The following is a 10,462-nucleotide window of genomic DNA, read 5'->3' as shown; positions in this document are numbered from 1 at the left end:
TCATCTTTATTTAACGATTTTACTAGCTTTTTGATTTTATCTCTTTTTTGACACATTTGCCAAAGTGAGATGCACCCAATTATTTGGCATTGCTGCATAGTAAAGATGGTTAAGCGATAATAATGTATCAGTCAACTACTTCTTGCTTTAGGAAGTGTCCGGCCGCAGTTACAAAGTCGATCGCGTCGCACCGCTTTTCTGCATTGCCAACCTTGAAGATTTGGCAGCAAAACAGCAAATAGCTGAGGCTTTATTTGCAGAAACTTTACCGCTTGCACAAGCTAATTTTTCCTCTGACAATGCCCTAACACTACCGCCATAGGCTCAATATTTCGTACCGAAAGCGATTAATATAGTAGCATCTACCTTAAAGATTAACATCCCATGACAAAACTCAGCGTCAACATCAACAGAATTGCCCTCCTCAGAAACTCTCGAAACATCGGTATCCCCAGCGTTACCGAAGCCGCAAAAACAGTAATTGCTGCCGGAGCTCATGGCGTTACAGTCCATCCCCGCCCCGACGAAAGGCATATCAAAGCCGCGGATGTTTACGAATTAGCCAAAATGCTAACCGTTGAGTTCAACATCGAAGGAAATCCGTTTCAGCCACCATTTATGGATATAGTTTGCGACGTAAAACCGGCTCAGTGTACCTTGGTGCCGGACGCTCCCGACGTGCTAACATCCGATAGCGGTTGGAATATTCCCGAAAATCGCGATCGGCTCTTACCAATCATTGAAAAATTAAAAGACAACGGCATCAGAGTCAGCTTGTTTATGGACGCAGATGCTGCTCTCATGCCGCTAGCAAAAGAAGTTGGAGCAGACAGAGTAGAACTGTACACGGAACCCTACGCAACTGCTTTTCGCGAAGGTAGAGTAGACTTTGTTTTTCAACAATATGTCTTAGCAGCTAAAGCGGCTCAATCAGCCGGTTTAGGGGTGAATGCCGGACATGATTTAAATTTGCAAAACTTAGCTAAATTTTGCTCTATTCCTGATATACTAGAAGTATCAATTGGTCATGCTTTAATTGCGGAAGCGCTAGAAATGGGGTTATCCAACACAGTACAAGCTTATCTGCAAATCCTGGCAGGTTCGTAGTACAAATTAACCTCGTGTGGTAGGGCGGATTTGGTAGTGATTAACTGGTTTTTGTCAGAAATAATAACTCAATCCGCCCTACAAACACACATCAAAACTTACACAAAAAATGGTTTGACACGCTACAAATATGGTAAAATCGGGTTCGCAGTGCCCTGAATAATTAGGCGATCGTCAAAAAAGAGGAACACTACGGGCTCTCACCCCGTGCGGGTGCTAGCCGTTTTATAGTAGCAAGGCAGAGCCAGAATCCCAGAGACGGCGTTTTTTGGGTGTGGGCATTTCTTGAGCAAGAACCTCGGAAAAAGCTTTAATTTTCCTCGACTAAATTAGTAATATTCTCTGATGATATTATGCGTAGGTAGTATCATTGAAATGTCTCGACAAATTGAGGCTACTACTTAGCTCCCGCACTGCCAATTTGCTACCAGCAGGTTTTGTGCAAGTACGGGATATTTACTTGTATCCTATATGCTGCTGTAGCCTCTGTGCGATCGCCCGATTTAATCCGGTGAAAACAGGCAAACACAAGTAACCATATACAACTCCTTACCCCCCCCGGAAGTGCGACATGAAAAAACTAATTTTACTGACTGGAATGCTACTCATGATGACGGCAAAATCAGTATTTGCCAGCCCAGTAGCCCCCAAAATTGCACCGAGCGAGCTGATGGCTGCCTCGGAAATTACAGAAACCCTTAACAAACCCGTTACTTCTGAATCAGTTTCAAACCTCGAACCAATCAAGCGAATGTCAACCTCGGAAATCCGAGAAACCATCAACCAACCCACCACCTATATTTTTGAAGGCATCAAAGGGCGAGAACTCACTCTCTCGCTGTGGGCAGGACAACTAACAGCCGAACTGTACAGTCCCAATGGTGAAAATATGGGGGTTATTGAAAAAGCAGACAATCAGTGGATTGGCCAGTTGCCAGAGTCAGGTATCTACCGCGTGCGAGTTACCCCGAAAGGTGAAACCACCAGCTTTGTACTGGGACGCGACTTTAACGCCAAGTGGACTTATCGGCCCGATCGCGCAATTCCCATAGCATTCAAGGAAACACAAGCCACAGTCAAACTCAAAATGTCCGGCTACCAAATCCAGCCTATCACCGTTCAAGGCAAACAGGGACAGACAATTAGGGTGACAGCTAGTACCAAAAATCTCGATCTGGCGATCGAATCTCCGTCGGGACAACTCCTGGATCAAGGCGAAGGTCAAACTTTTGCTCAACTACCGGAATCCGGCACTTACCGGGTAATCGTAGTTGCCAAGAGGCCGGTCAAGCCCTCAATCCGAGTATCTGTGCAATAGCAAAGATTGCACAAATACTCTTGAGGGCGATCGAATTTGCGTCGCCCAAAAAAAACAGCTCGCCTCATTGGCGAGCTGTTTTTTTGCGTAAAATCAACCTTGGATCAGCGCTTCAAAACGTTCTTGTTTCCAAATGCAGCTTAAATCCGAGTCAGCTAAAGCTAGCTCTCGGTATAAATTAGGGATAAACTCAACAGCCCGCTGCAAATTGTCAAGGGCCAAATCAGCAAATCCCAGGAGCGCATAACAGCAAGCTTTATTGTAAAAAGCATTAGCAAAATCAGGAGTTATTTCTAAGACTGTTTCGTAGCAAGCAATCGCCTCAGAGTAGCAGCCTCTTCGCGCCAATTCCACACCCCGGTTGTACCAAATTAAATAATCTTCCAAGGGACGCTCAGATGTGGGAGTAAACTTGGAATTTCTCTGATTTAAACCTACTAATTTCTCCAAAGCAACTCTCCGTTCGCCCACAGCTTCGGCTCTGCCCGGTTGTAGAGCGATCGATCGGCTAAAACTAGCTACTGCTTGTTTGTAAAGTCCCATAGAGTTTGCAGCTATACCGCGATTGTACCAAGCCTTCGCATCGTCAGGCTTAAACTCGATCGCCCGGTCAAAACTGTTGAGCGCCTGATAGTAAAGCTTGAGTTCCAACAGGGCATTACCTCGGTTGTACCATGCCCAAGCAGCCTCCGGATACAAATTTAAAGAGCGATCGAAACTCAGAACCGCCTTCTCGTACAGCCCCATCTCGATCAGCGTCAGTCCTCGGTTGTGCCAAATACTCGCCGCGCACGGACTGAACTCCAGAGCCCGGTCAAAACTGTTGAGAGCGTCCAACCAGCGGCCCAACTTTCCTAAAGCAATAGCCCGGTTGTGCCAGCCAAAGCTCGCATTCGGCTCCACCGCCAAGGCCTCATCAAAACTCTTCAGCGCCTCTAAGTGCCGTTCTAAATTCCCCAAAGCCATACCTCGGCCGAACCAAGCCTTATAATGATCTGATTGCAACTTCAAAGCTCTGTTAAAGTTCGCCAGAGCACCATGATCATCGTTAGCTTCGAGGTGGCGCGATCCCAGATGGTAATACCAAGCCGCTTCCAAGTTTTGAATTAAGTTCATAATATTTTGTATCTATCTTAGGGATGATTCTACATGAAACCATACCTGGAATAAAACTGTAATTCCACTAAAAATATGAAAAATTTGATACAGGGCGATCGCCCGTACACAGGGTCAGTAACAACCTCAACAATTTGCGGTCGAAACTAACTATTTTCCTCTCGTAAAAAGCTCTTTTAGCTAACCGCACTCATCGTTTTTTAGAGCTGCTGCGAATTTTAACTCTGCGTGAATCACGCAACTATTACCACCGCATCCCGAATTAGGTTTGCAGTTACACAAAAAGTTCTAGGGCGCCCCAAGTCTAACTGCAAATCTCCTAGTGCTAATAGCTTCTACTTCTGGTTGCCCAATTCAAGCAATCACAACCGCTGTTTTAGCATTCTCACTCAACATCAACTGGCCTGTTGCATCAATACTAAAATCTTTGCCCAGCAGAAAACCCTTGCCCATCAACCGCTGGCAAACAACCAGCGCAGTAATCCGGCGAATTTCTTCCATCACGTCAGCAGGAATCAAATAACTCAAACTCCAGATCACGGACTCGCAGTCATACCAAATCAAACGCTCAATACTGACAATCATCAAAGCAGCTACACTGTCAACAGACAGCCGCCCTCTGAGATCCGCAATCAAATCCTTACCAATTAAACTATTGCGAGTCATCATCGCTCTAGCCATCTTCCCAATTTCTTGTTCGAGTTCTAAATGATTCATGCTTGGCACTGGCTTTTATGTTTTTAAAGCACTACTCAGAGTAAAAACAGTAGCCGCTACCAGGCTCTGCCCTAGCGTAGCTGACGCAGGCTCTACCGCAACTCCTTTTAACAAAGTATACCTAAAGAAAGATCAAAAATGTATCTAAAGGCAGATACCAAAATATTTTTTTGACATAAATTGGCAAACCACTTCCCACAAGAGTTTTTGCGAGCAGCAAATTGAGTATTTATGCTCGCTCGGGGTCAAAGTAAAGTCGATCGATTTTAGATTTTAGATTTTAGATTTTAGATTGGTAAATTCGATACATACTTAATAAAGTAGTTACTTCGGAGAAAAAACAGCAATGGCTGCAAACCAGGCAGACATCGATATTGCCCCCTTGATCGACTACGGCCTGATCGACCCCACCGCTACGCCAGAGCAAGTAGAACACTGTTGCCAACAAGCAGAGAGATTTGGGTTTGTCACAGTTTGCGTGTATCCCGCCTACGTCAGACAAGCAGTTGAGCTGCTGCACGGCAAACGTCCCAAAGTCTGTACAGTTATAGGTTTTCCCACCGGTGCTTCGACTTCAACGGTGAAAGTTTACGAAGCTCTAGAAGCAGCAGATAATGGAGCCGTAGAGTTAGATGTCTCCGTTAACTTAGGATTGTTGAAAGCTGGAAGAATCGACGAATTCCACCGGGAATTAGCCCAAATTTGCGAAGAAACTAATCTCACCATTAAAGCAATTATCGAAAGTTCGCTCCTTTCCGATGCCGAAAAACAATTAGCGGCTGAGATTTGCATGGAAGCTGGTGTCGCCTACATCAAAACCAACACTGGCTTTTTTGGCCCGGCGAAAGTTGACGATGTGCGATTGCTGAAGGAAGTTACGAAGGGACGGATTGGGATTAAAGCGGCCGGCGGAATTCGTACTCATGAACAAGCTTTAGATTTGGTAGTAGCTGGGGCTACTCGTTTGGGGACTTCTCGTGGCCCAGAATTAATCCGCCAGCGCGATAATTTAGACAATCGTTGACTGTTGGCTGTTGACTGTTGGCTGTTAACTGTTGATATCAAATCCGTTAGCATCGGAATAGTAAATTCCAGTTCACTGTTCACGGCGTTCACGGCGTCTACAGTCAACCGTCAACCGTCAACAGTCAACATCATGTATGAGTGTTACCGGAAATGATATGATGTGTATTCATGGGTCATTAATCAATTGTTTATCATCAATTGTTTCAAGGAGTTAATAGGGAGAAATTCCCACAGCTACAACTTTATCAATTAGCAAAAAGAATCTCAAAATAAATATGGTTTTAACTGGTTCCAAGGCTCTGCCTGGGAACCCATATTTAGAGGCTCTGCCTCGGCTGGGATTAGGAGGCAGAGCCTCCGGATCTGCGTTACCAGGCAGAGCCTGGTAACGAGTATCTAATAAAAGTTCTGCGTCGCGGACTGTTTTTGCTACTGTCCTTGTAAATCTAAAATCTAAAATCTAAAATCTAAAATCGAGTGACTCGAACTTACAAAGCAACTGGAATCAATCTTAAGAGTGCGCCGATCGGCGAATCCGATCGACTGCTGACAGTTTTGACGCGGGAATTCGGCTTAATTCGAGCCGTAGCACCGGGTGTTCGCAAACAACGATCGACCATTGGCGGCCGAAGCGAATTATTTGTCGTCAACGAATTGCTAATTGCCAAAGGCCGATCGCTCGACAAAATTACCCAAGCCAACACCGTAGAATCCCATCCGGGTTTGAGCCGCAACCTCGGAAAACTCGCAGCGGCGCAATATCTGGCGGAATTGGCGATCGCCAGCGCCCTTTCCGATGAGCCCCAAGAAGACCTGTTTTGGTTGCTGGGCGAACATTTGAGCCGTTTGGAGCGTTTGTCCGATCGCACAGAAATCGAATCCGCCGCCGTGCTGATTGCTCACCTCGCCCACGGCATTTTTCACTTGCTAGCCTTAGCCGGTCTCGCGCCCCAAGTCCAAGTCTGCTGCGCCACCAGAGGGCCGCTCATCCCAAATTTCACCGATCCGAACTGGCAAACCGGGTTTAGTATACCCTCTGGGGGAACCTTCAGCTTACCCGAACTAGCTAACCTAGAGGCAGAACTCTCTTCAGAAAACGGTAGCTTGTACAAATCCGCCTCCCGTTCCCGGCAAACGAATGGTAGCAAACACTTGACAAATTTCGAGATTAATGCTAAGGAATTAGCAGCGCTGCAACAGTTGGCTAGTCCAGAACTAGGAGAGGGGATTGCCGATCGAACAACTTGGATATCTGTCGAAAATATTTTGCGACAATATGCCCAGTATCATTTAGGTTGCACGATTCGATCGGGAAGCTCGATCGACACCTACCTAGAGAGTTTTGAGTTTTAAATTTTGAGTGTTGACTTAAATAGGTGAAGGGGCGATCGTACATCGCACCCCCAGCCTGCCGGATACCCGAACCTGCCGGCAATTTCAGGTAAATTTTCAAGGTTGTTGCGACATCAGATAATAGATATAGATAAAGTTACGAGATTATTAATAAACTTAGGGGTTAACACCTCAATTTCAAATTCCAATCCCTCCAACCTCCACCATCCCAGGCCATCCACCCCAAATCCTATGATGCGACTGTCTGATTCTGATTTGAGAATATCTGTGTTAGCTGTGACCCACCACAAAATGGAAGAACGAGAAAATTTTCCCGATTTTAGCTCCGAGCCGGTCTTGGCCGATCGACAATGGAGCAACGTCCCAGACCCAGAAATGGATAAATACCCCACAACTCCAGCACCAGACTGGAACAACGGCAATAGCCCACAGCCCGAAGCAATCCCCCCGGTTCCCACACCAGAGTCAGCAGCAGAACTCTCCGAAGCAGTAGCCGAAATTCCCGAAAAACAAACGGGATTTCTGCCAGTGCTCAAAAACCCAAATTTTCTAGCATTGTGGAGTGGGCAAGTTTTTTCCCAACTAGCAGATAAAGTTTATCTCGTACTGACGATCGCCCTCGTAGCCAGCCGCTTTCAAGCGCCAGATCAAACCATCAGCAGGTGGGTATCAGCAATCATGATCGCCTTTACCATACCCGCAGTGCTGTTCGGGGCCGCCGCAGGCGTGTATGTCGATAGGTGGTCGAAAAAAGCAGTGCTAGTCGCCACAAACCTGCTGCGGGGAGCCTTTGTTTTAACATTGCCCGTGCTGCTGTGGCTGTCTGACGGGTGGGAACTCGGTCAACTGCCGCTCGGATTCTGCTTGCTGCTGTTAGTGACATTCCTAGTCTCGACTTTAACTCAATTTTTCGCGCCAGCAGAACAGTCAGTGATTCCCCTAATTGTGGAACGCCGCCACCTGCTATCAGCCAACTCCCTCTACACCACAACCATGATGGGTTCGGTGATTATTGGCTTCGCAGTCGGAGAACCCTTACTAGCTTTAGCCGACACCCTATTTTCCAACCTCGGCGGCGGACTCGGCATCGGCAAAGAATTAGTAGTAGGCGGAAGTTACGCCTTCGCCGGAGTGCTCTTGCTGTCGATGCAAACAGGCGAAAAAAACGAAGTCGAACACGAACCGCCCCACCCCTTAGCAGATTTGCGAGATGGCCTGCGTTACATCAACGATCAACCCAAAGTCCGCAATGCTTTAATTCAACTAATTATTCTATTTTCCATTTTTGCAGCCTTGGCAGTTCTAGCAGTTCGGCTGGCAGAAATCCTCCCCGGTATGAAAGCATCACAATTTGGCTTTTTGCTGGCGGCGGTGGGCGTCGGCATGGCTGCTGGGGCGACGACAGTCGGCTATCTCGGCCACAAATTTTCTCACTCCCAACTGAGTTTAATCGGCTCGATTGGGATGGCACTTGCTCTGATGGCCCTTTCTGCGTTTACAGACCATTTGTGGCTGTCGGTGCTGTTCATTACCCTGTTGGGTTTATTTGCCTCATTGGTGGGAGTGCCGATGCAGACTACAATTCAAGCAGAAACCCCAGAAGAAATGCGGGGAAAAGTCTTCGGGCTGCAAAACAATGCCACTAATATCGCTTTGAGTTTACCGTTGGCTTTGGCCGGGGTAGCAGAAACATTTCTGGGTTTGCCAACAGTATTTTTGGCTTTAGCAGGATTAGCGATGGCTGGGGGTGTCTTAACCTGGTATATTTTCCGTAGCAGTAATAGCAAAGTCGATCGAATCTAAAAAATAACAAACTCTGATTTACTGGAATGCACATCGCTTGGCTAGGAAAAAAATCACCTTTTTGCGGTAACGTCACTTACTCCAGGGAAGTCACCAACGCACTATTAGACCGGGGATACCAGGTTAGTTTTCTGCACTTTGCCCAAGAGGCGGACTCACTGGACAGGAACAATACGGGGTGGAGTATGGCAAATGGTTCATGGGGAAAGGGAATTACTCAAACCTCATATACCACTTCGCTCTCGTCCGCGAGTTGCAACGAAGTCTCTTTACCCTGTCACTACAAATCGCAAATTTATACGATTCCCACTCTCAAGTCCCGCACAGTGCTGATGAAATCTCTGCGGCGGCTCAAACCCGATGTTGTTCACGCTTCCCTGACGCTTTCGCCTTTAGACTTTCTGCTGCCGGAAATTTGTCAAGAATTGAATTTGCCTTTGGTGGCGACTTTTCACCCGCCGTTCGATCGCAAATTGCGGAATTTGACATCGGGAACCCAACACCTGATGTATCAACTGTACGCTCCATTTTTGGCGAACTACGACTCGACGATCGTTTTTTCTCAGATTCAGCGGGATATATTGGTGAAGTTGGGAGTGCCACAGGAACGGGTAGCCGTGATTCCCAACGGCGTGGATGCCATTAAATATTCTCCAGGGCCTTCGGGGTTGAAGTCGGAATTAAAAGCCGATCGAATTTTTGTTTACCAAGGCCGCATTGCCCAGGAGAAAAATGTCGAGGCTTTGCTCAAGGCGTGGAAACACTGTAATTTTGGCCCTGGGAACGTATTGGCGATCGTAGGCGACGGGCCCCTAGCCGCCTCGCTGCAACTGTTTTACGGCGAAGATGATGGCATTGTGTGGCTCGGATTTGTCGCCGAGGAGGAACGCCGCATCGAAATCCTCCGGGGGGCAGACGTATTTATTTTGCCTTCTTTAGTGGAGGGACTGTCGCTGTCGTTGCTGGAAGCGATGGCCTGCGGTTTAGCTTGTTTGGCAACGGATGCCGGTGCTGACGGCGAGGCTTTGGAGGAAGGCGCGGGGATAGTTTTGAACACTCAGCGGGTACGGAGTCAGTTGCAAACCTTGCTGCCGCTGTTTTGCGATCATCCTGAGTTGGGAATGCTGCTTGGTCAAAAAGCACGCCAACGGGCGATGGAGCGATACACTCTCAGTCAGAATATTACTGAGTTGGAAAAGCTGTACTCAGAGGTTTTGCAAAGGCAGCGCGTACTAATTCGCGGTTTAGCATAATTCAGCAGGAAGAAGGAACTCCGAACCCGTTGAAATTAATCCGTGTATTCGTGTCAAAATCCGTGTCGTGCCTTCCTTCTTCCTTCGCATATGACTTATAGAAATCCCGCTCCTACAGTTGATATTATCATCGAATTAGCCGATCGCCCCCATCGCCCGATCGTACTCATCGAACGCCGCAATATTCCCTACGGCTGGGCAATTCCCGGCGGCTTTGTCGATTACGGGGAAGCGGTAGAAACGGCGGCAAAACGCGAAGCTTTAGAAGAAACGAGTTTGAATGTAGAATTAATTGAGCAATTTTACGTTTATTCTGACCCCAATCGCGACGCGCGCCAACACACAATCAGTATTGTATTCTTGGCTTCTGCAACGGGCGAACCTCAAGCCGCCGACGATGCTAAAAGTTTACAAATTTTTGAATCTTGGCAGATTCCTCGTGAGTTGTGTTTCGATCACGATCGCATTTTACGAGATTATTGGCGTTACCGTCATTATGGATTGCGTCCGCGTTTGTAGGAGGGGAGTTTTTGTTTCGTTCATCTCACATCTTGCACCAATGTCAGGAACAGGCAAGATGCCTGTTCCACAAAAAAAACTCAATGTTATTGTGGAACGGGCGTCTCGCCCGTCAGGAACAGGCAAGATGCCTGTTCCACAAAAACATTCAATCTTCTTGCAATAATGTCAGCAACAGGCAAGATGCCTGTTCCACAAAAACATTCAATCTTCTTGCAATAATGTCAGCAACAGGCAAGATGCCTGTTCC

General features: G+C 47.1%; 10 protein-coding genes. 8 read left to right on the top strand and 2 right to left on the bottom strand.

All coding sequences use genetic code 11. From position 1 onward, the window contains the following. The first annotated feature begins 154 nt into the window (after positions 1 to 154). From QUB26_RS29585 to QUB26_RS29575, 3 genes are all read left to right on the top strand, one after another. Entirely contained in the window at positions 155 to 322 is a 168-nt protein-coding gene (locus tag QUB26_RS29585) for a hypothetical protein (RefSeq protein WP_333320884.1), read from the top strand. A 62-nt stretch (positions 323 to 384) separates the two neighbouring features. Next, positions 385 to 1,107 carry a pyridoxine 5'-phosphate synthase gene (locus QUB26_RS29580; RefSeq protein WP_333320882.1) on the top strand — a complete coding sequence of 241 codons (723 nt, stop codon included), beginning with the start codon at positions 385 to 387 and terminating at the stop codon, positions 1,105 to 1,107. Between the two features lie 571 nt (positions 1,108 to 1,678). Further along, positions 1,679 to 2,425, top strand: coding sequence for a hypothetical protein (locus QUB26_RS29575; RefSeq protein WP_333245930.1), 747 nt, complete (start codon positions 1,679 to 1,681; stop codon positions 2,423 to 2,425). Between the two features lie 93 nt (positions 2,426 to 2,518). Here the strand turns inward: QUB26_RS29575 and QUB26_RS29570 are convergent, their stop codons facing one another. Both QUB26_RS29570 and QUB26_RS29565 read right to left on the bottom strand, forming a co-directional pair. After that, positions 2,519 to 3,541, bottom strand: a complete 1,023-nt coding sequence (locus QUB26_RS29570) for a tetratricopeptide repeat protein (protein WP_333245928.1) — start codon at positions 3,539 to 3,541, stop codon at positions 2,519 to 2,521. 354 nt (positions 3,542 to 3,895) lie between these two features. Continuing rightward, entirely contained in the window at positions 3,896 to 4,258 is a 363-nt protein-coding gene (locus tag QUB26_RS29565) for a hypothetical protein (RefSeq protein WP_333058007.1), read from the bottom strand. A 346-nt stretch (positions 4,259 to 4,604) separates the two neighbouring features. Here QUB26_RS29565 and deoC point away from each other — a divergent pair, with 346 nt between their 5' ends. The 5 genes from deoC to QUB26_RS29540 all read left to right on the top strand — a co-directional run bounded on the left by deoC (position 4,605) and on the right by QUB26_RS29540 (position 10,212). After that, positions 4,605 to 5,282, top strand: coding sequence for a deoxyribose-phosphate aldolase (deoC, locus tag QUB26_RS29560; protein WP_333245926.1), 678 nt, complete (start codon positions 4,605 to 4,607; stop codon positions 5,280 to 5,282). A gap of 479 nt (positions 5,283 to 5,761) precedes the next feature. Continuing rightward, the gene (gene recO, locus QUB26_RS29555; protein ID WP_333245924.1) at positions 5,762 to 6,637 is read left to right on the top strand and encodes a DNA repair protein RecO; all 876 of its coding nucleotides are present in this window, start codon (positions 5,762 to 5,764) and stop codon (positions 6,635 to 6,637) included. A gap of 231 nt (positions 6,638 to 6,868) precedes the next feature. After that, the gene (locus QUB26_RS29550; RefSeq protein WP_333058010.1) at positions 6,869 to 8,440 is read left to right on the top strand and encodes an MFS transporter; all 1,572 of its coding nucleotides are present in this window, start codon (positions 6,869 to 6,871) and stop codon (positions 8,438 to 8,440) included. Between the two features lie 26 nt (positions 8,441 to 8,466). Beyond that, positions 8,467 to 9,693 carry a glycosyltransferase family 4 protein gene (locus QUB26_RS29545; RefSeq protein ID WP_333058011.1) on the top strand — a complete coding sequence of 409 codons (1,227 nt, stop codon included), beginning with the start codon at positions 8,467 to 8,469 and terminating at the stop codon, positions 9,691 to 9,693. A 90-nt stretch (positions 9,694 to 9,783) separates the two neighbouring features. Further along, positions 9,784 to 10,212, top strand: coding sequence for an NUDIX hydrolase (locus QUB26_RS29540; RefSeq protein ID WP_333320880.1), 429 nt, complete (start codon positions 9,784 to 9,786; stop codon positions 10,210 to 10,212). Positions 10,213 to 10,462: the final 250 nt, after the last annotated feature.

It is taken from the genome of Microcoleus sp. B4-C1, assembly GCF_036705285.1.
In the GTDB taxonomy this organism is placed as follows: domain Bacteria; phylum Cyanobacteriota; class Cyanobacteriia; order Cyanobacteriales; family Microcoleaceae; genus Microcoleus.
Note: the sequence above shows the minus strand (reverse complement) of the source record. Positions and strands in the feature narration are given on the sequence as shown.

Excerpts from the sequence above, each read along its gene's own strand:
- QUB26_RS29570 (WP_333245928.1), bottom strand. The coding sequence starts at position 3,541 with ATGAACTTAATTCAAAACTTGGAAGCGGCTTGGTATTACCATCTGGGA.
- QUB26_RS29565 (WP_333058007.1), bottom strand. The coding sequence starts at position 4,258 with ATGAATCATTTAGAACTCGAACAAGAAATTGGGAAGATGGCTAGAGCG.
- QUB26_RS29540 (WP_333320880.1), top strand. The coding sequence starts at position 9,784 with ATGACTTATAGAAATCCCGCTCCTACAGTTGATATTATCATCGAATTA.
- deoC (WP_333245926.1), top strand. The coding sequence starts at position 4,605 with ATGGCTGCAAACCAGGCAGACATCGATATTGCCCCCTTGATCGACTAC.
- QUB26_RS29580 (WP_333320882.1), top strand. The coding sequence starts at position 385 with ATGACAAAACTCAGCGTCAACATCAACAGAATTGCCCTCCTCAGAAAC.
- QUB26_RS29550 (WP_333058010.1), top strand. The coding sequence starts at position 6,869 with ATGATGCGACTGTCTGATTCTGATTTGAGAATATCTGTGTTAGCTGTG.
- QUB26_RS29575 (WP_333245930.1), top strand. The coding sequence starts at position 1,679 with ATGAAAAAACTAATTTTACTGACTGGAATGCTACTCATGATGACGGCA.
- QUB26_RS29545 (WP_333058011.1), top strand. The coding sequence starts at position 8,467 with ATGCACATCGCTTGGCTAGGAAAAAAATCACCTTTTTGCGGTAACGTC.